18 protein-coding genes are annotated in these 21216 nt (G+C 72.7%); 10 read left to right on the forward strand and 8 right to left on the reverse strand.

Going from position 1 to position 21216, the window contains the following annotated elements:
• The first annotated feature begins 8 nt into the window (after positions 1-8).
• The 5 genes from ACIGO8_RS25015 to ACIGO8_RS25035 all read left to right on the forward strand — a co-directional run bounded on the left by ACIGO8_RS25015 (position 9) and on the right by ACIGO8_RS25035 (position 4000).
• Positions 9-764, forward strand: a complete 756-nt coding sequence (locus ACIGO8_RS25015) for an SDR family NAD(P)-dependent oxidoreductase (RefSeq protein WP_399734741.1) — start codon at positions 9-11, stop codon at positions 762-764.
• A complete protein-coding gene (locus ACIGO8_RS25020; protein ID WP_399734744.1) occupies positions 764-1090 on the forward strand; it encodes an antibiotic biosynthesis monooxygenase family protein in 327 nt (108 codons plus the stop codon). The genes ACIGO8_RS25015 and ACIGO8_RS25020 overlap by 1 nt, the downstream gene beginning before the upstream one ends.
• The gene (locus tag ACIGO8_RS25025; protein WP_399734747.1) at positions 1080-1391 is read left to right on the forward strand and encodes an antibiotic biosynthesis monooxygenase family protein; all 312 of its coding nucleotides are present in this window, start codon (positions 1080-1082) and stop codon (positions 1389-1391) included. The genes ACIGO8_RS25020 and ACIGO8_RS25025 overlap by 11 nt, the downstream gene beginning before the upstream one ends.
• An 88-nt stretch (positions 1392-1479) precedes the next feature.
• On the forward strand, positions 1480-2355 hold the full coding sequence (locus ACIGO8_RS25030; RefSeq protein WP_399734749.1) for an NAD(P)-dependent oxidoreductase: 876 nt from the start codon (positions 1480-1482) through the stop codon (positions 2353-2355).
• Position 2356: 1 nt separating this feature from the next.
• Positions 2357-4000, forward strand: a complete 1644-nt coding sequence (locus ACIGO8_RS25035; RefSeq protein WP_399734752.1) for an FAD-dependent oxidoreductase — start codon at positions 2357-2359, stop codon at positions 3998-4000.
• Positions 4001-4102: 102 nt separating this feature from the next.
• On the opposite strand, the gene ahcY is transcribed toward ACIGO8_RS25035, so the two are convergent.
• The 7 genes from ahcY to ACIGO8_RS25070 form a co-directional block, all read right to left on the reverse strand.
• Positions 4103-5500 carry an adenosylhomocysteinase gene (gene ahcY, locus ACIGO8_RS25040; protein WP_399734755.1) on the reverse strand — a complete coding sequence of 466 codons (1398 nt, stop codon included), beginning with the start codon at positions 5498-5500 and terminating at the stop codon, positions 4103-4105.
• An 11-nt stretch (positions 5501-5511) separates the two neighbouring features.
• Positions 5512-6414 carry a methylenetetrahydrofolate reductase [NAD(P)H] gene (gene metF / locus ACIGO8_RS25045; RefSeq protein WP_399734757.1) on the reverse strand — a complete coding sequence of 301 codons (903 nt, stop codon included), beginning with the start codon at positions 6412-6414 and terminating at the stop codon, positions 5512-5514.
• Positions 6411-9875 (reverse strand): methionine synthase, encoded by a 3465-nt coding sequence (metH, locus tag ACIGO8_RS25050; RefSeq protein ID WP_399734760.1) that lies wholly within the window; start codon positions 9873-9875, stop codon positions 6411-6413. Before metH ends, metF begins: the two co-directional genes overlap by 4 nt.
• A complete protein-coding gene (locus ACIGO8_RS25055; protein WP_399734763.1) occupies positions 9875-10861 on the reverse strand; it encodes a carbohydrate kinase family protein in 987 nt (328 codons plus the stop codon). The genes metH and ACIGO8_RS25055 overlap by 1 nt, the downstream gene beginning before the upstream one ends.
• Positions 10862-10900: 39 nt before the next feature.
• A complete protein-coding gene (gene metK / locus ACIGO8_RS25060; protein WP_399734765.1) occupies positions 10901-12097 on the reverse strand; it encodes a methionine adenosyltransferase in 1197 nt (398 codons plus the stop codon).
• Between the two features lie 117 nt (positions 12098-12214).
• Positions 12215-12562, reverse strand: a complete 348-nt coding sequence (locus ACIGO8_RS25065) for an antibiotic biosynthesis monooxygenase family protein (protein ID WP_399734768.1) — start codon at positions 12560-12562, stop codon at positions 12215-12217.
• 194 nt (positions 12563-12756) lie between these two features.
• The gene (locus ACIGO8_RS25070; protein ID WP_399734771.1) at positions 12757-13443 is read right to left on the reverse strand and encodes an SDR family NAD(P)-dependent oxidoreductase; all 687 of its coding nucleotides are present in this window, start codon (positions 13441-13443) and stop codon (positions 12757-12759) included.
• A gap of 193 nt (positions 13444-13636) precedes the next feature.
• Here ACIGO8_RS25070 and ACIGO8_RS25075 point away from each other — a divergent pair, with 193 nt between their 5' ends.
• The 5 genes from ACIGO8_RS25075 to ACIGO8_RS25095 all read left to right on the forward strand — a co-directional run bounded on the left by ACIGO8_RS25075 (position 13637) and on the right by ACIGO8_RS25095 (position 19255).
• Entirely contained in the window at positions 13637-14638 is a 1002-nt protein-coding gene (locus tag ACIGO8_RS25075) for a methyltransferase (RefSeq protein WP_399734774.1), read from the forward strand.
• Positions 14639-14645: 7 nt separating this feature from the next.
• Complete coding sequence (locus ACIGO8_RS25080) at positions 14646-15680, forward strand: LLM class flavin-dependent oxidoreductase (protein ID WP_399734777.1); 1035 nt, start codon at positions 14646-14648, stop codon at positions 15678-15680.
• Positions 15681-15688: 8 nt separating this feature from the next.
• Positions 15689-16906, forward strand: coding sequence for a nucleotide disphospho-sugar-binding domain-containing protein (locus tag ACIGO8_RS25085; RefSeq protein ID WP_399734780.1), 1218 nt, complete (start codon positions 15689-15691; stop codon positions 16904-16906).
• Complete coding sequence (locus tag ACIGO8_RS25090) at positions 16903-17754, forward strand: LLM class flavin-dependent oxidoreductase (RefSeq protein WP_399734783.1); 852 nt, start codon at positions 16903-16905, stop codon at positions 17752-17754. Before ACIGO8_RS25085 ends, ACIGO8_RS25090 begins: the two co-directional genes overlap by 4 nt.
• 295 nt (positions 17755-18049) lie before the next feature.
• Entirely contained in the window at positions 18050-19255 is a 1206-nt protein-coding gene (locus tag ACIGO8_RS25095; RefSeq protein WP_399734786.1) for a cytochrome P450, read from the forward strand.
• A gap of 115 nt (positions 19256-19370) precedes the next feature.
• Here the strand turns inward: ACIGO8_RS25095 and asnB are convergent, their stop codons facing one another.
• Positions 19371-21212: an asparagine synthase (glutamine-hydrolyzing) gene (gene asnB, locus ACIGO8_RS25100; protein WP_399734789.1), complete on the reverse strand. Its 1842-nt coding sequence runs from the start codon at positions 21210-21212 to the stop codon at positions 19371-19373.
• Positions 21213-21216 lie beyond the last annotated feature (4 nt).

The following is a 21216-nucleotide window of genomic DNA, read 5'->3' on the forward strand; positions in this document are numbered from 1 at the left end:
GTACACCCATGGATCTCGGCCTCAAGGGCAAGAAAGCCCTGGTCACCGGCGGCACCCGTGGTGTCGGCCGGGGCATCGTCCTGGCGCTCGCCCGCGCCGGCGTCGACGTCGTCACCTGCTACCAGCGCGAGAGCGAGTACGTCACCTCCCTGGAGCGGGAACTGAAGGAGACCGGCGGCAAGCACCACGTGCTGCGCGCCGACCTGTCCCGGCCCGAGGAGATCGCCGGCCTGCTCGGCGAGGTCCGCGAACGCCACGGCGACCGCCTCGACCTGCTCGTCAACAACGCCGGCGCGATCAGCCACGTCCCGTACACCCAGCTGTCGCTCGAGGAGTGGCAGCGCATCTTCGCCACCAACGTCACCGGCGCCCACCTCGTCATCCAGCACGCGGTCCCGCTGCTCGGCGCCGGCTCCTCCGTGGTGACGGTCGGCTCCCGCGCCGTCGAGGCCGGCATACCGCTGCGCGCCCACTACACCGCCACCAAGGCGGCCCTGGCCGGCCTGAACCGCTCGCTGGCCAAGGAGTTCGGCCCGCAGGGCATCCGCTTCAACATCCTCGCGCTCGGCGTCATCGAGACCGAGAACTTCCACGCGCTGCCCGCGGACCAGAAGAAGCTGATGACCGAGCGCTACGGCGCCAAGACCGCCCTCGGCCGGCTCGGCACGCCCGACGAGGTGTCCGGCGCCGTGCTGTGGCTGGCCAGCGACCTGTCCCGGTACGTCACCGGCAACACCATCGGTGTGGACGGAGGGATCTCCTGATGACCTTCCGGGTGATGCTGCGCATGGAGATCGAGCCGGGCAAGGAGGCCGACTTCGAGAAGGCCTGGCTCGAGGGCACCGAGGCGGTCACCGGCCACCCGGCCAACCTGGGCCAGTCGCTGGCCCGCGAGGAGGGACCCGGGCCCGGCAGCACGTACGTCATCGTCAGCGACTGGGTCGACGAGCCGCGCTTCCGCGAGTTCGAGAACAGCCCGGCCCACCTGGAACACCGGGCCACCCTCCACCCGTACCGCAAGGGCGGCTCCTTCCACGTCATGCGGGTGATGCACGGCATCAAGGGAAGGGCGGCCGCCGATGCCCGGTGAGGTCCGGGTCGTGGTCTACCAGGCCGCGTACGGCGAGGAGCAGCTCGCCGCGGTCCGGGAGGCCTACCACCAGGTGAGCGAGCGCCTGGCGAAGGTGCCCGGCATGCTCGGCAACGAGCTGCTGCGCAGCCCCGCCGACCCGTCCGCGCTCGCGGTGATGAGCCGCTGGGAGTCGATGGAGGCGTTCCTCGCCTGGGAGGCCGGCGCCGACCACCGGCAGGACACCGCCCCGCTGCGGCCCTTCCGCGACACCCGCACCGCCGCCCCGTTCGCCGTGTACGAGGTGGACGCCGCGTACTGAGCACACCGCGCGCGTCCGGATCCGACCGACGACCCCACCCGCCCCCAGCTGCCGGAAGACCGGCCGACCGGAAGAGAGAGAACCCACCATGGCAGAACGTCCGTTGGCGTTCATCGGCCTCGGCAGCATGGGCGGCGGGATGGCCCGGCGCCTCCTGGAGACCGGGCACACGCTGACCGTCCACAACCGGACCGCCGCCAAGGCCGCCCCGCTCGCCGAGGCGGGCGCCCGGCTCGCCGACGCGCCCGAGCGCGCGGCGGCGGGCCACCGCCTCGTCCTGCTCAGCCTCAGCGACGAGAAGGCCGTCGAGGAGGTCCTGTTCGACCGGGTGGTCCCGGTGCTCGAACCGGGCACGCTCATCGTGGACACCTCCACCGTGTCCCCCGGCTACGCGCGCGAGTCCGCCGCCCGGCTGGCCGGGAAGGGCCTGCGCCGGGTGGAGGCCTGTGTCGTCGGCAACCCGCTGCAGGCCCGCAAGGGCGAGCTGCGGGTGTTCGTGTCCGGGGCGCCGGAAGACCTGGAAGAGGTCCGTCCGGTCCTCGAGGCGATCGGCAGCGAGGTCGTCCACGTCGGCGCCCCGGGCACCGCGGCCAGCCTGAAGCTCATCCTGAACCTGCTGCTCGGCGCCCAGGTCGCCGCGCTCGCCGAGGCCGTCGGCTACGGCGTCGCGGCCGGCCTGGACCGCGACCAGCTGATCGGCGTCGTCGCGGCGAGCGGCTTCAGCTCCCTCGTGATGCGCTTCCGCGCCGATCTGATGCTCAACCGGACGTACGAACCGGCGTTCTTCCGGTCCGCCCTCATGGAGAAGGACATCCGGATCGCGCTGGAGGCGGCCGCCGGACACGGCGCCGCGATGCCCGTCCTCGGCGTGGTGCGCGAGCGGTTCGCCGAGGTGCTCGCGGCCGGCGACGGCGACAAGGACGCGTCCGTGCTCGTCGAACACCAACCGAGGCAAGGAGGGTGAGATGGTGCTGAGCACCGCCCGGAGCACGCTCCGGAACACCGACGTCCTGGTGGCCGGCGGAGGGCTCGCGGGGCTCTCCGCCGCCGTCTTCCTGGCCCGGCAGGGCGTGGACTGCCTGCTCCTCGAACGGCGGCCCGAACTGTCCGGACACCCGCGCGCCCGCGGAGTGCATCCGCGCGCGATGGAGCTGCTGCGCGCCGCCGGCGTCGAGGACGAACTGCGCGCCATGCCCTCGGCCCGGCTGCTCGCCGGCAACTCCGGTGTCATCGCCGCCCGTTCCCTGGCCGGTCCCGAACTCGGCGCCCTCGACGAGAAGTACGTGATGGACGTCGGCGCCGACCTCGGGCCGCTGTCCCCGACCGGCTGGTGCCTGTGTCACCAAGGCGAGCTGGAGGACGTGCTGCGCGGGCGCGCCGAACGCCTCGGCGTCGCGCTGCGCTTCCACACCGAACTCGTCTCCTTCACGCAGGAGGACGAAGGGATCACCGCACGGGTCCGGGACCGCGTCACGGGCACCGAACGCACGATCCAGGCCCGCTACCTCGTCGCCGCCGACGGCGCCCACAGCGGCATCCGCGACACCCTCGGCATTCCCTTCAAAGGCGAGACGCTCGGCCACTACGTCAACATCCACTTCCACGCCGACCTCACCGAACAGCTCGCCGGCCGCCGCTTCCTCATGTGCCACACCGCCAACGACGAGGTGCGCGGCGCACTGATGCCGCTGGACAACACCTCCGACTGGCTGCTGCACGTGGCGTACGACCCGGAGCGGACGGACGTCGCCTCGTTCACCGACGAGCGCTGCGCCGCGCTCGTACGGGCGGCCGCCGGCGTGCCCGGCCTGAGCCCGCGGATCCGCTCCGTCTCCCCGTGGGAGGGCGCGGCCAGGACCGCGGGCCGCTTCCGGGACGGACGGGTCTTCCTCGTCGGCGACGCCGCCCACGTGATGCCACCGAGCGGCGGCTTCGGCTCCAGCACCGGCATCCAGGACGCGCACAACCTGGCCTGGAAGCTGGCCGCCGTCCTCGACGGCTGGGCCGGGCCCGCCCTGCTCGACAGCTACGACGAGGAGCGCCGGCCGGTGTGCGAGGCCACCGTCGAGCAGGCCGTCCTCCGCTCCCAGGACCGGCCGCGGCTCACCGGCACGCAGGGCGAGCGGCAGCCCGTGCATCCCGGCATCGTCGAGGACGCCCAGGTGTGGCTGTCCTGGCGCTACCGCTCCTCGGCGGTGACGCCCTGGGACGAGGGCGTGCTGCCCGGCCATGGCGTCTGGTCGGCGGAGAACGACGGCCGGCCCGGCGGCCGCGCCCCGCACCTCCGGCTGCGCCGCGGCGGCGCCGAGCTGTCCGTGCTCGACCTGTTCGGCGACCGGCCGGTGCTGCTCACCGGTCCGGACAACCGGGCCTGGCAGGAGGCGGCCCGGACCGTCGCGCACGAGCTGGAGCTGCCGCTGACGGTGCACGGCATCGGCGCCGAGCTGACCGACGTCGACGACCGCTGGCCGGAGCTGTACGGAGTGACGGCGCGCGGAGCGGTCCTGGTGCGGCCGGACGGCGTGGTCGCCTGGCGCTGCGCGGACGCGCCGATCTTCGCCCGTGACACCCTGCGCGCGGTGCTGATACGCCTGCTCGCCCGGAGCTGACGTCCGCGCCGGGCCCACCGGGTCACCGCGGGCACCACCGGAAAGGCGCCGGCCGCCAAGGAATCTCCTTGGCGGCCGGCGCCTTTCGGCGTGCCGTGCGGGTCAGTAGCGGTAGTGGTCCGGCTTGTACGGGCCCTCGACCGGGACGCCGATGTAGGCGGCCTGCTCGGGGCGGAGGGTGGTGAGCTTGACGCCGAGGGAGTCGAGGTGGAGGCGGGCGACCTTCTCGTCGAGGTGCTTGGGCAGGGTGTAGACGCCCACGGGGTACTCGGCGGTCTTGGTGAAGAGTTCGATCTGGGCGAGGGTCTGGTCGGCGAAGGAGTTCGACATCACGAAGGACGGGTGGCCGGTCGCGTTGCCGAGGTTGAGCAGGCGGCCCTCGGAGAGGACGATGACGACCTTGCCGTCGGGGAAGGTCCAGGTGTGGACCTGGGGCTTGACCTCGTCCTTGACGACGCCGGGGAGCTTGGCGAGGCCGGCCATGTCGATCTCGTTGTCGAAGTGGCCGATGTTGCCGACGATCGCCTGGTGCTTCATGCGGGCGATGTCGGACGCCATGATGATGTCCTTGTTGCCCGTGGTGGTGATGAAGATGTCGGCGGTCTCGACGACCTCGTCGAGGGTGGTGACCTGGTAGCCGTCCATCGCCGCCTGGAGGGCGCAGATCGGGTCGATCTCGGTGACGATGACGCGGGCGCCCTGGCCGCGCAGGGACTCGGCGCAGCCCTTGCCGACGTCGCCGTAGCCGCAGACGACGGCGGTCTTGCCGCCGATGAGGACGTCGGTGGCGCGGTTGATGCCGTCGATGAGCGAGTGGCGGCAGCCGTACTTGTTGTCGAACTTCGACTTCGTCACGGCGTCGTTCACGTTGATCGCCGGGAACAGCAGCGTGCCGGCCTGCATCATCTCGTAGAGGCGGTGGACACCGGTGGTGGTCTCCTCCGTCACGCCGCGGATCCCGGCGGCGAGGGCGGACCAGTCGAGGCGCGTGTTCTCCAACAGGGCGCGGACGACGGCGAGTTCCTCGTTGGAGGCCTCCGGGAGCTTGCCGGTCTTCTGGTACTCGACGCCCAGGTGGACGAGGAGCGTGGCGTCGCCGCCGTCGTCGAGGATCATGTTGGGGCCGTCGGCGCCGGGCCAGGTCAGGGCCTGTTCGGTGCACCACCAGTACTCCTCCAGGGTCTCGCCCTTCCAGGCGAAGACGGGGATGCCGGCGGCGGCGATCGCGGCGGCCGCGTGGTCCTGCGTGGAGAAGATGTTGCAGGAGACCCAGCGGACCTCGGCGCCGAGGGCGACGAGCGTCTCGATGAGGACGGCGGTCTGCACGGTCATGTGCAGCGAGCCGGTGATCCGGGCGCCGGCCAGCGGCTGGGCGGCGGCGTACTCACGGCGGATCGCCATCAGGCCCGGCATCTCGTGCTCGGCGAGCGTGATCTCCTTGCGGCCGAACGCGGCAAGGGACAGGTCGGCGACCTTGAAGTCGGGTTCGGAAGACGGCATGTCAACTCCAGTCATCGGACAGCGGTGAGCAGGGAAGAGGTCCGGCCGGGAACGAGGTTGCGGTGGATCTCCACGGCGGCGGACGAGCTGTTGAGCGTGATGTAGTGCAGGCCGGGCGCGCCCTCGGCGAGCAGCCGCTCGCCCATCGCGGTCGCGTGCGCGACACCGATCCTGTGCCCTTCCTCGGGGCAGCCGCGGGCCGCCTCCAGGCGCCGGGCGAGATCCGCGGGGAAGGTGGCGTTGCTCAGCTCGGCGAAGCGGCGGATCTGGTCGAAGCCGGTCGCCGGCATGATCTCCGGGATGACCGGCGTGTCGCAGCCGGCGGCCGCGACCCGGTCGCGCAGCCGCAGGTAGTCCTCCGGGTCGAAGAACATCTGCGTGACGGCGAAGTCGGCGCCCGCCCGGCACTTGGCGACGAAGTGCCGGATGTCGCTCTCCCAGTCGGACGACCGCGGATGGCGTTCCGGGAACGCCGCGACGCCGACGGTGAACGAGCCGACGGACTTCAGCAGGGCGACCAGCTCGGCCGCGTAGCGCAGGCCCTCGGGATGCGGCACCCACGCGCCGCGCGGATCGCCCGGCGGGTCACCGCGCAGCGCGAGCACGTCGTGGATGCCGGCGTCCGCGTAACGGCCGATGATGCGCCGCAGTTCGGTCGTCGAGTGGCCGACGGCCGTCAGGTGGGCGACCGGCCGGAGCGTGGTCTCGGTGCGGATCCGCTCGGTGATGGACACCGTGCGGTCGCGGGAGGAGCCGCCGGCGCCGTACGTCACGGAGACGAAGGTCGGTGCGAGCGCCTCCACCCGCCGGACGGCCTCCCACAGCGTGCGCTCGCCCTTCGGCGTCTTCGGCGGGAAGAACTCGAACGAGAAGGAGCGCGTCCCGCTCGCGAGGCTCTCGCGCAGTGAGGTCATCCGCGTCCTCCGGCGTTGAAGTAGGTCGCCTCGGGGTGGTGGACGACGAAGGCGTCGGTGGACTGCTCGGGATGCAGCTGGTACTCCTCCGACAGCTGGACGCCGATGCGTTCGGGCCGCAGCAGTTCGGCGATCTTGGCCCGGTCCTCCAGGTCGGGGCAGGCCGGATAGCCGAGCGAGTAGCGGCAGCCCTGGTACTCGGTGCGCAGCATGCCCTCCAGGCCCGTCGGGTCGGCGGCGGCGATGCCCCATTCGGCGCGGACGCGGGCGTGCCAGTACTCGGCCAGCGCTTCGGCCAACTGCACGGACAGGCCGTGCAGTTCGAGGTAGTCGCGGTAGGAGTCGGCGGCGAAGAGCCGGGCCGTTTCCTCGCCGATCCTGGATCCGACGGTGACGATCTGCAGGGCGACGACGTCGATCTCGCCGGAGTCCTCGGGACGGAAGTAGTCGGCCAGGCAGAGGCGGCGGCCCCGCTGCTGGCGGGGGAAGGAGAAGCGGGTCCGCTCGCCTCCGTCCTCGTCCAGGACGATCAGGTCGTCGCCCTTGGACACACACGGGAAGTAGCCATACACGACGGCCGCTTCCAGCAGTTGGTCGGTCTGGAGCCGATCCAGCCAGCCCCGCAGCCGCGGCCGGCCCTCCGACTCGATGGTCTCCTTGTCCTTCAGGCCCCACTGGCCCTTGAACAGCGCCGTCTCGTCCAGCCAGGACGCGTACTCGGCCAGCTGAACGCCCTTGACCACCTTCGTTCCCAGGAAGGGCGGGGCCGGGACCGGGTTGTCGGTGGCGACGTCCGAGCGGCCGCCGGGCGACGCCGGCTCGTCGACCCGGAGGGTGGTTTTTCCGGTGGCGACCCTGCGTCGCTTGAGTTCGGGCAGGGTGGCGCCGGAGTCACCGCGCTTGACGGCCATGAGGGCGTCCATCAGGCGCAGGCCCTCGAAGGCGTCGCGGGCGTAACGGACCTCGCCCTGGTAGAGCTCGTGCAGGTCCTGCTCGACATACGCCCTGGTCAGCGCCGCGCCACCCAGGATCACCGGGAACCGCTCGGCCAGCCCGCGGCCGTTCAGCTCCTCCAGGTTCTCCTTCATGATCACGGTCGACTTCACCAGCAGGCCCGACATGCCGATCACGTCGGCGGCATGCTCCTCGGCGGCTTCCAGGATCGCCGACACCGGCTGCTTGATGCCGATGTTCACCACGTTGTAGCCGTTGTTGGACAGGATGATGTCGACCAGGTTCTTGCCGATGTCATGCACGTCGCCGCGGACGGTCGCGAGGACGATCGTGCCCTTGCCCTCCGCGTCCGACTTCTCCATGTGCGGCTCCAGATGGGCCACCGCGGTCTTCATCACCTCGGCGGACTGGAGCACGAACGGCAACTGCATCCGGCCGGAGCCGAACAGCTCGCCGACCACCTTCATGCCGTCGAGCAGCGTGTTGTTGACGATGTCGAGAGCGGGGGTGGTCGTGAGCGCCTCGTCGAGGTCCGCCTCCAGCCCGTTCCGCTCCCCGTCCACGATCCGCCGCTTCAGCCGCTCCTCCAGCGGAAGCGCGGCGAGTTCCGCGGCCCTGGACGTCCTCACCGAGGCCGTGCTCACGCCCTCGAAGAGTTCGAGCAGCCGCTGCAACGGGTCGTAGCCGTCCCGCCGGCGGTCGTAGATCAGGTCGAGCGCGACCTCGACCTGCTCCGGCTCCAGCCGCGCGATCGGCAGGATCTTCGACGCGTGCACGATCGCCGAGTCCAGCCCGGCCTTCACGCACTCGTCCAGGAACACCGAGTTGAGGACCGCGCGGGCGGCCGGGTTGAGGCCGAAGGAGATGTTGGACAGGCCCAGCGTCGTCTGCACGTCCGGATGGCGGCGCTTCAGCTCGCGGATCGCCTCGATCGTGGCGACGCCGTCCTTGCGCGACTCCTCCTGGCCCGTGCCCAGCGTGAAGGTCAGGCAGTCCACCAGGATCGCCGACTCCGCCACGCCGTACTCGCCGGTGAGCTGGGCGATGAGCCGCTCGGCGATCTCGACCTTCTTCTCCGCCGTCCGCGCCTGGCCCTCCTCGTCGATCGTCAGCGCGATCAGCGCGGCGCCGTGCTCGCGGGCCAGCGAGGCGATCCGGCCGAAGCGGGTGTCCGGGCCGTCACCGTCCTCGTAGTTGACCGAGTTGAGCACCGCGCGGCCGCCCAGCTTCTCCAGACCGGCCCGCAGCACGTCCGGCTCGGTGGAGTCCAGCACGATCGGCAGCGTCGACGCGGTCGCGAGCGGACCCGCGATCTCCCGCATGTCGGCGACACCGTCGCGGCCCACGTAGTCCACGCACAGGTCGAGCAGGTGCGCGCCCTCGCGGATCTGGTCGCGGGCGATCTCCACGCAGGCCTGCCAGTCACCGGCCAGCATCGCCTCGCGGAACTTCTTCGAACCGTTGGCGTTCGTCCGCTCGCCGATCGCGAGGTACGAGGTGTCCTGCCGGAACGGCACGGACTGGTACAGCGACGCCGCCGCGGCCTCCGGACGCGGCCGGCGCGGTGCGAGCGCCTGGCCCCGCACCCGTTCCACCACCGCCCGCAGGTGCTCCGGAGTCGTGCCGCAGCAGCCGCCCACCAGCGACAGCCCGTAGTCCCGTACGAACGCCTCATGGGCGTCCGCGAGGTCGGCCGGCGACAGCGGATAGTGGGCGCCGTCCTTGCCGAGCACCGGCAGACCGGCGTTCGGCATGCACGACAGCAGGCCCTCGGCGTGCCCGGCCAGATGGCGCAGGTGCTCGCTCATCTCGGCCGGGCCCGTGGCGCAGTTCAGGCCGATCATGTCGATGCCGAGCGGCGCGAGCGCGGTCAGCGCGGCCCCGATCTCGGAGCCGAGCAGCATCGTGCCGGTCGTCTCGACCGTCACCTGGGCGAAGACCGGCAGGTCGGCTCCGGCCTCGTCCAGGGCCCGCTTGCAGCCGAGGATCGCCGCCTTCGCCTGCAGCAGGTCCTGGCTGGTCTCCACGAGCAGCGCGTCCGCGCCGCCCGCGATCAGCCCGGCCGCGTTCTGCCGGTAGCCCTCGCGGAGCACGTCGAAGGTGACATGGCCGAGGGTCGGCAGCTTGGTGCCCGGGCCGATCGAGCCCAGCACCCAGCGGATTCGTCCGTCCCGCGCGGTGTGCGCGTCCGCGGCCTCCCGGGCGACGCGCGCCCCGGCCTCGGACAGCTCGAAGATCCGGTCGGTGATGCCGTACTCGCCGAGTGCCGCGTGATTGGCGCCGAAGGTGTTGGTCTCCACGCAGTCGACGCCCACGTCGAAGTAGGCGTCGTGCACCGACCGCACGATGTCCGGGCGGGTCAGGTTCAGGATCTCGTTGCAGCCCTCGAGCTGCTGGAAGTCGTCCAGCGTCGGGTCCTGCGCCTGCAGCATGGTGCCCATCGCGCCGTCGGCCACCACCACGCGGGTGGCCAGGGCCTCGCGCAGCGCCTCCGGTGCGCGTCCCATCAGCCGGCCACCCCCGTCAGTCCCGGCGCGATCTCGTCGGCGGCCCGCGGGCCGTACGCGGCGGCGAGGCGGTCGAGCAGGGCCCGCGCCGACAGCGCGTACTCCTGCGTGCCGACGGACTCCAGGACCGTGGTGGCCAGCGCGCAGCCGAGCCGCGCGGACCGTTCGAGCGGCCAGTCGCGGGTGGTCCCGGCGAGGAAACCGGCCCGGAAGGCGTCGCCGACGCCCGTCGGGTCGGCGACCTGCCGCGCCGGCACGGCCGGCACGGTGAGCACCGGGTGGCCGGCGCGCCGGACGGCGACACCGGCCTCGGCGAGCGTCGTGACCCAGGTGCCGACCCGGGACAGCACGTCGGCCTCCGTCCAGCCGGTCTTCTCCAGGAGCAGGGCCGTCTCGTACTCGTTGGTGAACAGGAAGAGCGCGCCGTCCACCAGCTCGCGCACCTGCTCGCCGTCGAGCCGCGCCAGCTGCTGCGACGGGTCGGCGGCGAAGGGCACGCCGAGCTCGCGGCAGGCGCGGGAGTGCCGGAGCATCGCCTCGGGGTCGTCCGGGGAGACCAGGACGAGTTCCAGCCGCCCGGTGCGGGCGACGACCTGCCGCAGGTCGATCTCGCGGGCCTCGGCCATCGCACCGGCGTAGAAGGTGGCGATCTGGTTCTGGTCCAGGTCGGTGGTGCAGACGAAGCGCGCGGTGTGCAGGGTGTCGCTGATCCGCACGTGGTCGACGACCACGCCGTGCTGCTTCAGCCACACCTGGTAGTCGGCGAAGTCGAGCCCGGCCGCGCCGACCAGGACGGGGCCGAGCCCGAGCCGGGCGAGCCCGAAGGCGATGTTGGCCGCGACCCCGCCGCGCCGTACCTCCATGCGGTCGGCGAGGAAGGACAGCGAGACGTTCTCCAGGCGGTCGGCGATCAGCTGGTCGGCGAACCGGCCGGGAAAGGTCATCAGATGGTCGGTGGCGATCGAGCCGGTGACAGCGATACGCACCGGGTACCTCCTCGGGTCCTGCGGGATCGGGTGGTGGGGTCAGACGGCGCGCGCGGCGGCGGCCAGCTTCTCGGCGCGGTCGGTGCGCTCCCAGGTGAACTCCGGCAGCTCGCGGCCGAAGTGGCCGTAGGCGGCGGTCTTCGCGTAGAGGGGCCGCTTGAGGTCCAGGTCGCGGATGATCGCCGCCGGCCGCAGGTCGAAGACCTCCAGGACCGCGTGCTGGATCCGCTCCAGCGGGACGCTCTCGGTGCCGAAGGTCTCGACGAAGAGACCGACCGGCTCGGCCTTGCCGATCGCGTAGGCGACCTGCACCTCGCAGCGCCTCGCCAGCCCGGCCGCGACGACGTTCTTGGCGACCCAGCGCATCGCGTAGGCGGCCGAACGGTCCACCTTCGACGGGTCCTTGCCGGAGAACGCGCCGCCGCCGTGCCGCGCCATGCCGCCGTACGTGTCGACGATGATCTTCCGGCCGGTGAGACCGGCGTCGCCCATCGGGCCGCCGATCTCGAAGCGGCCGGTCGGGTTCACGAGCAGCCGGTAGCCCTCCGTCTCGATCGGCAGACCCTGGAGGACCGGCTCGACGACCAGTTCACGGATGTCGGGTGCCAGCAGCGCGTCCAGGTCGATGTCGGCGGCGTGCTGCGAGGAGACGACGACCGTGTCGAGCCGGACCGGCCTGTCGCCGTCGTACTCGATGGTGACCTGCGTCTTCCCGTCCGGCCGCAGATACGGCAGCGTGCCGTCGTGCCGGACCTCGGCGAGGCGGCGGGAGAGCCGGTGCGCGAGGGAGATGGGCAGCGGCATGAGCTCCGGCGTGTCGTCGCAGGCGTAGCCGAACATCAGGCCCTGGTCGCCCGCGCCCTGCGCCGCCAGCTCGTCGCCGGTGCCCTCGACCCGGGCCTCGTAGGCCGTGTCGACGCCCTGCGCGATGTCCGGCGACTGCGCGCCGATGGACACCGACACCCCGCAGGAGGCGCCGTCGAAGCCCTTCGCGGAGGAGTCGTAACCGATGTCGAGGACGGTCTGGCGGACCAGGGTGGCGATGTCGGCGTACGCGCCGGTGGTGACCTCGCCGGCCACGTGCACCTGGCCGGTGGTGATCAGGGTCTCCACGGCGACCCGGGAGTGCGGGTCCTGGGCGAGCAGCGCGTCGAGGATCGTGTCGCTGATCCGGTCGGCGATCTTGTCGGGATGGCCCTCGGTGACCGACTCCGAGGTGAACAGACGACGTGTCACGGGAGATGCTCCTTGAGGTGTCGGTGACGGCGGTGACAGCGGTGAACGGCGTTGTACGGCGCGCTGAACGGCGCTGAACGGCGCTGTGCGGCGTAGTACGGCGGTGCCGGGCGACGCTCAGCGGGCGGGTGCCTCGGCGGCGACCGGTTCCAGCCGGTGCACGACCTCGGTGAGCCGCATCTCGCCGCCGGTACGGAACGGCTGGAGCCGACGCCGGTTGTCGACGTGCGCGGCGCTCGTCTCGAAGGCGCGGAAGGCCGGCTCGTCGGTCCAGTCGGTGATGACCCAGTAGACGCCGTCGTCCTCGACGTCCCGGACGAGGGACTGGCCGAGGTTGGCGGGCTCGGCGGCGATCCGGGTGCCGATGTCGAGCCAGGTGCGCTCGAACTCCCGCTCCGTGCCGGGGCGGATCTCCATCCTGAGCAGCACCCGGAAGGGCGGGCGCGGGTCTGCGCCGTGGTCCATGGCGAAACTCCTCGGTGGGTACGGTCGGTACGGTCCGTTCGGTGGCTCCGGTCGGTGCACCGTGCCGACACCGCATCGAGGAAGGCTCAAGGCCTGAGCCAGCCCGCCGCCTCCGCCGCCTCCACCGTCTGCCCCACCGCCCGCCCCGCCGCCTTCATCACCCGCCCCCCGCCCCGCGACCCGCCCCGCGCGGTTCACCAGCCGAGCACCTGCTCGCCCCGCCGGAACGTGCCGGTCGGCCCGCCGTCCGGGAGCAGCGCCGCGTCCGCGACGTCCACCGCGGCCTCCTCGGCGCTGCGCCGGCCCTGCGGCATCATCCGGGTCCGGGTGGGCCCCGGGTTGACCGCGTTCACCAGGACGCCGGTGCCCTCCGTGGCCGCCGCGAGCATCTGCGTCAGACCGTTCAGCCCCGCCTTGGACACCGCGTAGGCCGGGCTGCCGGTGAACAGGCCGTTGCTGAAGGAGCCGGTGCCGCTGGACACGAACACCACCCGGCCCCAGCCGCGTTCCACCATGCCCGGCACGAAGGCCTGCGCCACCCGCCACGAGCCCAGCAGGTTCACCGCGAGCGTCCGCTCCACCACCTCCACCGGCACCGACAGCGGATCGCCCGCGCCGTCCTCCAGGAGCACACCCGCGTTGCCGACCAGCACGTCCACCGGTCCCACGGCATCCCGGGCCAGCCCGACACTGCGCGGGTCGGTCACGTCCAGGGCGAAACCCTCGGCGTCCGGCCCCAGTTCGCGGGCGGTGGCGGCCGCCGCGCCGGCGTCCCGCGCGGTCACCACCACCCGCAGCCCGCGCCCGAGCAGTTCGGCGGCCACCGCCCGGCCCAGACCCCGGTTGGCCCCGGTGACGAGCGCCACCCGCTGATCCGACATCGCATCTCTCCTCTCGTCGGCGGGCTGACGCCCGGATGCCCGGATGCTCGCGCCGGCCACTCGATTCGCGCTGGTGCCGCGGGCGCCGGGAGCGCGGCTCCAGCGCGCTTCGAGGCGGGTGCTGAAGCATCCACGCGTTCCCGTCATCAGGAGAAAGGACTTGTCGGTGACGACTCACACTTCTGCTGCGGATGTGTCCAGCCCCGAGGGTCTCATCCGACTCGGTACTGCCTTCTGCGATGCCAAGATCCTGCTCAGCGCACTGGAACTCGACGTCTTCTCCACGCTCGCCGCGAAGCCGCTGACGCTGCCGGAGCTGTCCGACGCCGTCGGTCTGCACCCGCGCGGCGCCCGTGACTTCGTCACGGCCCTCGTCACGCTCGGCGTGCTCGAGGCCGACGGCGACCGCTACCGCAACAGCGCCGCCGCCGACCGCTTCCTGGACCGCGGCAAGAACTCGTACGCCGGCGGCTTCCTGGAGCGCGCCAACAACATGCTCTACCCGGCCTGGACGAACCTCACCGCCGCGCTGCGCACCGGCGAGCCGCAGGTCAAGGGCAAGGACGGCGACATCGTCGCGCAGATGGCGAACAGCCGCGAGCACCTCGACCAGTTCCTGGCCATGATGGACTCGCTCAACAGCCAGGTCGCCCCGAAGCTGGCCGCCGCCTTCGAGTGGGCGGGCCGTACGGACTTCGTGGACGTCGGCGGTGCCCGCGGCAACCTCTCCGCGCTGCTCATCGCCGAGCACCCGCACCTGACCGCCCGGGTCTTCGACCTGCCGCACGTCGCGCCCGCCTTCGACGACCACATGAAGCGGCTCGGCACCGCGGACCGGATCTCCTTCACCGGCGGCGACTTCTTCCAGGACCCGCTGCCCTCCGGCCAGGTGCTCGTGATGGGCCACGTGCTGCACAACTGGTCCGCCGAGCAGCGCCTCGGCCTGATCCGCAAGGCGTACGAGGCCGTCGAGCCGGGCGGCGCGCTGCTCGTGTACGACCGGATGGTCGACGAGCGGCCGGCCGACCTGGTCAACCTGCTGATCAGCCTGGACATGCTGCTGGTCACGCACGGCGGCTCGGAGTACTCCGTCGAGGAGTGCCGCGGCTGGATGACCGAGGCCGGCTTCACCCGCACCGAGGCGAAGGTGCTGAGCAACACCGACTCCCTGGTCATCGGCCACAAGGAAGGGTGACCCGGCCATGCGACTCGGGATCAACCTCGTCCCCGAGGACTGCGGCCGCACGGCGCAGGAGGCCGAGCGGCTCGGCTTCGACGTCGCCGCCGCCCCGGAGGGCTTCCGCTCCGACGCGATCTCGGTGCTCGGCTGGGTGGCCGCCCGGACCAGCCGGATCGGCCTGCTGTCCACGGTCATCCAGATCCCGGCGCGGACCCCGGTCGCCATGGCGCTGGCGGCGGCGACGCTGGACGGCCTGTCGGGCGGGCGTTTCCGCCTCGGCCTCGGCATCTCCAACAGCCATGTCACCGAGGGCTGGCACGGTGCGCCGTTCGCCCGGCCGCTCGCCAGGACCCGGGAGTACGTGGAGGTCGTGCGCCGCACCCTGGCGCAGCAGCCGGTGACGAACGAGGGGCCGCACTATCCCCTCCCGCTGCCGGGCAGCGACGCCGGCGCCTTCCGGCTCCCGGGCCCGGTCAGGAGCGACCTGCCGGTCTATCTCGCGGCGGTCGGCACCCGCAGCCTGGAACTGGCCGGCGAGATCGCCGACGGCTGGGTCGGGGTGTTCTGCAGCCCCGACCACGCCAAGCGGGCGCTCGACGCGGTGCGCACCGGCCGCCGCCGGGCGGGCCGTGACCTCGACGGCTTCGACGCCTTCGTGTCCGCCCCGGCGGCGGTCGGCGAGGACGTCCGGGCGGCCGCGGCGCCGATCAGGCCGTACGTCGCCCGCTTCATGAGCCTCGGCGACCGGGAGAGCAACTTCTACTTCCGGCTCGCCGCCGGCATGGGATACGAGAAGGCGGCCGTGGAGGTCCAGGACCGTTTCGTCGCCGGCGACCTCCAGGGCGCGGCCGACGCGGTGCCGCTGGAGTTCATCGACGCCACCTCGCTGCTCGGCCCGCCCGGCCGGATCTCGCGCCGGCTGACCGAGTACGCGGCGGCCGGCGTCACCACGCTGGGCATCTCGCCGTACGCCGGCAGCACCGAGGAGCGGATCGCCGTCCTGGAGACGGTGGCCCGCGCCCATCGCGAGGCCGGTCTGCCGGGGCGGGAGGGGTGAGCCGGGCGATGCGGGTGCTGTTCGTCAGCTGGGCGTGGCCGACCCACTTCTATCCCATGGTGCCGCTGGCCTGGGCGCTGCGGGCGGCGGGCCACGAGGTACGGGTGGCCGCGCCGCCCGGCCTGGCGGCCCCGGTCACCTCCGCCGGCCTGCCCTTCGTGCCGGTCGGCCGGGACCTGGACGCGGTGGCCCGCATCCGCGACTACATTCCGGGCCGGTCGGCCGGGAAGGCGGGCCGCGGCCCGCGCGCGGTGTCGCTCTTCGCCGATCTCGCGGACGCCATGGCGGACGACCTGGTGGCGTTCGCCCGGGCCTGGCGCCCGGACCTGGTGGTGCACGAGCCCACCGCGTACGCCGGGCCGCTCGCCGCCACCGCGTCCGGCGCCCGGGCGGTGCGCATGCCCTGGGGCGCCGACCTGATGCACCGCCAGGCGACCCTGGACGCCGAAGCGCGGGAGCTCGCGCCGCTGTTCGCGCGCTTCGGCCTGGACACGGTGGACACCCTCGGTGCGCTCACCGTCGACCTGTGCCCGCCCGCGATGCAGGTGCCCGAGGAGTCCCGCCCGGGCCCGCTCGAGCGCCGGCCGATGCGGTACGTGCCGTACAACGGCGCGGGCACGGTGCCCGTGCCGCTGCCGCCCGCCCAGCGCCGCCGGCCCCGGGTCTGCGTGACCTGGGGAACGACGGTCGGCCGGCTCGACCCGTCGCTGTTCCTCGGCGGCGAGGTGGTCGCCGCGCTCGACGCGCTCGACGTCGGCATCGTGGTGGCGGTCGCCGCCGAGCAGCGCCCGCTGCTCGGCGCCCTGCCGGCCCGGGCCAAGGTGCTGGAGTCGGTGCCGCTGCACAGCGTCCTGCCGCACTGCGACCTCGTGGTTGCCCACGGCGGGGCCGGCACCATCCTGACCGGACTCGCCGCGGGACTGCCGCAGCTGGTGGTGCCGCAGCTGATCGACCACACCTTCAACGCCGAACGGTTCGCCGCGACCGGGGCCGGGATCTCCCTTCCCGGCGCCGAGGCGAGTCCGGCCGGCATCCGCGAGGCGGTCACCGCGCTCCTGGAGGAGCCCGGGTACCGCAAGGCCGCCGAGGAGGTACGGGCGGACAACGAGCGCAGACCGGCACCGGCGCGGGTCGCGGCCCAGCTCGCCGAGTTCGCCGAGTTCGCCGAGTTCGCGGAGTACGTAGAGCCCGGCGAGCCCGTCGAGTCCGTCGAGGGAGGGCGATGATGCGGATCGGAGTCGGCCTGCCCGCCGCCGTCCCCGGGACCGAGGGACGGCGCCTCACCGACTGGGCCCGGCGCGCCGACGAGCACGGCTTCTCCACGCTCGGCGTGCTCGACCGGCTGGTGTACGACAACTACGACCCGCTGGTCGCGCTGACCGCCGCCGCGGCCGTCACCCGGCGCATCGGCCTCGCCACCACGGTGCTGACCGCGCCGTACCGCAACAACACCCCGCTGCTCGCCAAGCAGGTGGCGTCCCTCGACCGCGTCTCGGGCGGCCGGCTGACGCTGGGGCTCGCGGCGGGCAACCGTGACGACGACTTCACCGCCTCGGGCGTCGATCCGGCCCTGCGCGGCAAGCTGCTCGACACGATGCTGGGCGAGCTGCGCGAGATCTGGCGCGGCGAGGGCGGCCCGGGCGCCGTCGGCCCGGCGCCCCAGGGCGAGCTGCCGCTGATCCTCGGCGGCACCTCCGAGGCGGCCTTCCGGCGCACCGCGCAGTACGGCCGGGGCTGGATCGCCGGCGGCAGCTCACCGAGCGGCTACCGGGCCAACGCCGACCGGGTGGAGGCCGCCTGGCGGCGGCACGGCCGCACCGGCCGGCCGCACCTGATGACCCTGCTCTACTTCTCGCTCGGCCCGCGGGCCGAGTGGCTCGCCCAGCGCTACCTCCTGGACTACTACGCGTTCTCGGGCCGCGCCGAGTCGATCGTCACCATGGCGCTCACCGAACCGTCCCGGCTGCGGGCCGCCGTGACGGCCTATCAGGACGCGGGCTGCGACGAGATCGTCTTCGTGCCCTGCGACGCCGACCCGGACCAGCTCGACCGCCTGGCGGACGCCGTGCTCTAGGTAGTTTCTTTCGGATCAGGCCGGATCAGCGAGCGGCGTCCGGTGTCGTGCATCGCAAGGCGGAGGAGGGAAGCGATGCGGAGCATCGGCGACCGACGACAACGCGGCGAGGTGCGGCACCGGGCGTCGAGAGCCCGGCAAGATCCGGAAGAGACGGCCTAGGCGACCGCGCTGCGGGCGACCGACCCACCGGACGCCGTTCCGCTCGCGGAGCGGCGTCCGGTGCGTCCGGGCCCGCCGAACCACCGCATCCGTTGACCACGTGCCGAGTCGACCCCCTTCCCGAGGAGGACCCATGACCGCCGCCGAGAGCCCCGAGCGGACCTTTCCCCTGCCCGTCCCCGACCCGCTCCGGCCGGCGCCCGCCTACGCCGAGCTGCGCACCACCGAGCCGGTCGCGCCCATCACGCTGCCGACCGGGCACCGGGCCTGGCTCGTGACGCGCTACGAGCACGTGCGCCAGGTGCTCGCCGACCCGCGCTTCAGCAAGTCGGCGCTGACCGCGCCCGACGCGCCGCGGCTGCTGCCGGTCGCCAAGGGATCCAAGTCGCTGTTCACCATGGACCCGCCGGAGCACACCCGGCTGCGCAAGCTGGTCGCGCGCGCCTTCACCGCCCGGCACATCGAGCGGATGCGCCCGCACGTCAAGGAGATCACCGACCGGCTCCTGGACACGATGGGCAAGCAGGGCGCGCCCGCCGACCTGATCGCCCACCTCGCCCAGCCGCTGCCGATCACCGTCATCTGCGAGCTGCTCGGCGTGCCGCTCGCCGACCAGGACCGGTTCCGGGTCTGGTCCGACGTGATGCTCTCCATATCCGCCCACTCGCCGGACGAGGTGATGGAGGCCCGCCGCGGCCTCAACGGCTACCTCGGCGAGCTGATCGCCGCCAAGGCGAAGGAGCCGGCGGACGACCTGCTCACCCATCTCATCGAGGCCCGCGAGGAGGACGGCGACCGGCTCTCCGAGGAGGAGCTGCTCGCCTTCGGCCACACGCTGCTGGTCGCCGGTTACCACGCCACCACCGGCGAGCTGGTCGGCGCGCTGATCACGCTGCTGCGCGAACCGGAGCTGTGGCGGCGGCTGGTCGCCGACCGCGGCCTGGTGCCGGGCGCCGTCGAGGAGCTGCTGCGCTACTCGGTGGCGGGCGGCGGCGCCGGCGCCATGCGCATCGCCACCGAGGACGTGGAGCTCGGCGGGGCGCTGATCCGCAAGGGCGACGCGGTGCTGCCGGCGATCACCTCGGCCAACCGGGACGAGGAGGTGTTCGAGCGGGCGGAGGAGGTCGACCTGTCCCGCGAGAACAACCCGCACCTGACCTTCGGCCACGGCCTGCACCACTGCCTGGGCGCGCAGCTCGGGCGGATGGAGCTGCAGCTGGCCCTGGAGGGCCTGCTCGACCGCTTCCCGGGGCTGCGCCTCGCGGTGCCGACGGACGAGCTGCGGTGGGTGTCGGGCATGGCGTTCCGCCGTCCGGCGGTCCTCCCGGTGGCCTGGTGACGCTCGCACCACCCGTACCACCCGCACCGCCCGCACGGCCCGCACCACCCGCACAGAACGAAAGGCTCCCCCGTCCCGGCCGGGACGGGGGAGCCTTTCGTCTGCGGCGCGCCGCTCAGATCGCCAGGTCGAGCCCGTACGACGCGATCCACTCGTCGAGGTGCAGCGCCATGTCGATCTCGATCCGGGTCAGCCCGGCGGCCGCCGTGGCGTCCCGCCGCACGTCTTCGACGACGGTCGGGTTCAGCAGCGGCAGCACCGCCGCGTCGCCGCCGGCCACCAGCTTGGCGAACCGCTCCTGGACGTAGCGGTCGTAGGCGGTGTCGTTGGAGATCGGATAGCCGGTCTTGGGCCGGCTGAGCACCGCCTCCGGCAGCAGGTCCTTCGCCGCGGCCCGCAGCAGGCTCTTCCACTGGCCGTCGAAGGTCTTGAACTCGAACGGCGCGTTGAAGACGTACTCCTGCAGACGGTGGTCGCAGAACGGCACCCGGACCTCCAGACCGACCGCCATGCTGAGCCGGTCCTTGCGGTCGAGCAGGGTCCGCATGAAGCGGGTCAGGAAGAAGTACGTGGACTCCCGGAACTGCCGGGCCCGGCCGCTCTCGCCGGGCAGCCGCGGCACCGCCGCGGCGGCCTGCCGGTACTGGTCGGCCTGGTGGCCGCGCACGTCGATCCGGGTGGTGACCGGGCCGAACAGGGCCGGCATCCCGAGGTTGTGCGCGAGGCTCCACGGCAGCGTGCCCGGCTGGCCGTACTCCGGGTGGTGGAACCACGGATAGCCGCCGAACAGCTCGTCCGCCGACTCGCCGGTCAGCGCCACCGTCGAGTGGCCCCGGATCGCCCGGAACAGCAGGTACAGCGAGATGTCCATGGAGCCGGGCCCGGCGATCAGCACCGGCCAGTCCAGCGCCTGGACCACCGCGCGGCGGGTCGGCGCGTCGATCATCTCCGCGTTGCCCAGCAGGATGTGCTGGTGGTCGGCGTCCACGTGCTCCACGACCTGCCGTACGTACGGCGAGTCCGCGGTCGGATGCGTCAGGTCCGGCTCGAAGTTGTCGAGGTAGCCGACGAAGTCGACGTCGAACGAGCGGACCTTGCCGCTGCCGTCCCGCTGCTTGGCCCCGGCCGCGAGCGCGGTGAGCGTGGAGGAGTCGAGCCCGCCGGAGAGCATGGTGCACAGCGGGACGTCCGAGACGATCTGCCGGGTGACGATGTCCTCGAGCAGTTCGCGCACCGTGCGGATGGTGGTCGGCAGGTCGTCCTCGTGCTCGTGCGCCTCCAGCTGCCAGTAGCGGCGCAGCCGGTGCCCGTCCCGCGAGACCCTGAGCACATGCCCGGGCGCCAGCTCCGGCATGCCGCTGATCACTCCGGCGCCCGGCGCCTTCACGCCGGCGAACAGCTCGCGCAGCCCCTCGGCGTCGATCGTCCGGCTCGCCCGGGGATGGGCGAGGATCGCCTTCGGCTCCGAGCCGAACAGCACGCCGCCGCCCGGCAGCAGCTGGTAGTACAGCGGCTTGATGCCCACCCGGTCGCGCACCAGGAGCAGCTCCTCGGAGCGGGCGTCCCAGAGCGCGAAGGCGAACATGCCGTTCAGCCGCTCGACGAAGGACTCGCCCCACTCCAGATAGGACCGCAGCACCACCTCGGTGTCGCTGCGGGTGGCGAACCGGTGTCCCTTGAGCGCGAGTTCCTCGCGCAGTTCACGGAAGTTGTACACCTCGCCCGCGTACGTCAGGACGGCCTGGACCCGGCCGCCCTCCTCGGCCACCATGGGCTGCCGCCCGCCCTCGAGGTCGATGATGGCCAGCCTGCGGTGCCCCAGCGCGGCGTGCGGAGCGATCCACACATCGCCGGCGTCGGGGCCGCGCAGGGCCATGGTCGTCGTCATCTCCCGGACGACGGCGGCCTCCTGACGCAGATCACGTTCGAAGTCCACCCAGCCGGCGATGCCACACATACCA

The sequence above is a fragment of the Streptomyces sp. NPDC053493 genome (assembly GCF_044544825.1).
In the GTDB taxonomy this organism is placed as follows: Bacteria; Actinomycetota; Actinomycetes; order Streptomycetales; family Streptomycetaceae; genus Streptomyces.

Excerpts from the sequence above, each read along its gene's own strand:
- ACIGO8_RS25090 (WP_399734783.1), top strand. The coding sequence starts at position 16,903 with ATGATGCGGATCGGAGTCGGCCTGCCCGCCGCCGTCCCCGGGACCGAG.
- ACIGO8_RS25080 (WP_399734777.1), top strand. The coding sequence starts at position 14,646 with ATGCGACTCGGGATCAACCTCGTCCCCGAGGACTGCGGCCGCACGGCG.
- ACIGO8_RS25065 (WP_399734768.1), bottom strand. The coding sequence starts at position 12,562 with ATGGACCACGGCGCAGACCCGCGCCCGCCCTTCCGGGTGCTGCTCAGG.
- asnB (WP_399734789.1), bottom strand. The coding sequence starts at position 21,212 with ATGTGTGGCATCGCCGGCTGGGTGGACTTCGAACGTGATCTGCGTCAG.
- ACIGO8_RS25030 (WP_399734749.1), top strand. The coding sequence starts at position 1,480 with ATGGCAGAACGTCCGTTGGCGTTCATCGGCCTCGGCAGCATGGGCGGC.
- metF (WP_399734757.1), bottom strand. The coding sequence starts at position 6,414 with ATGACCTCACTGCGCGAGAGCCTCGCGAGCGGGACGCGCTCCTTCTCG.
- ACIGO8_RS25035 (WP_399734752.1), top strand. The coding sequence starts at position 2,357 with ATGGTGCTGAGCACCGCCCGGAGCACGCTCCGGAACACCGACGTCCTG.
- ACIGO8_RS25025 (WP_399734747.1), top strand. The coding sequence starts at position 1,080 with ATGCCCGGTGAGGTCCGGGTCGTGGTCTACCAGGCCGCGTACGGCGAG.
- ahcY (WP_399734755.1), bottom strand. The coding sequence starts at position 5,500 with ATGCCGTCTTCCGAACCCGACTTCAAGGTCGCCGACCTGTCCCTTGCC.
- ACIGO8_RS25015 (WP_399734741.1), top strand. The coding sequence starts at position 9 with ATGGATCTCGGCCTCAAGGGCAAGAAAGCCCTGGTCACCGGCGGCACC.
- ACIGO8_RS25095 (WP_399734786.1), top strand. The coding sequence starts at position 18,050 with ATGACCGCCGCCGAGAGCCCCGAGCGGACCTTTCCCCTGCCCGTCCCC.
- ACIGO8_RS25085 (WP_399734780.1), top strand. The coding sequence starts at position 15,689 with ATGCGGGTGCTGTTCGTCAGCTGGGCGTGGCCGACCCACTTCTATCCC.
- metH (WP_399734760.1), bottom strand. The coding sequence starts at position 9,875 with ATGGGACGCGCACCGGAGGCGCTGCGCGAGGCCCTGGCCACCCGCGTG.
- ACIGO8_RS25070 (WP_399734771.1), bottom strand. The coding sequence starts at position 13,443 with ATGTCGGATCAGCGGGTGGCGCTCGTCACCGGGGCCAACCGGGGTCTG.
- ACIGO8_RS25020 (WP_399734744.1), top strand. The coding sequence starts at position 764 with ATGACCTTCCGGGTGATGCTGCGCATGGAGATCGAGCCGGGCAAGGAG.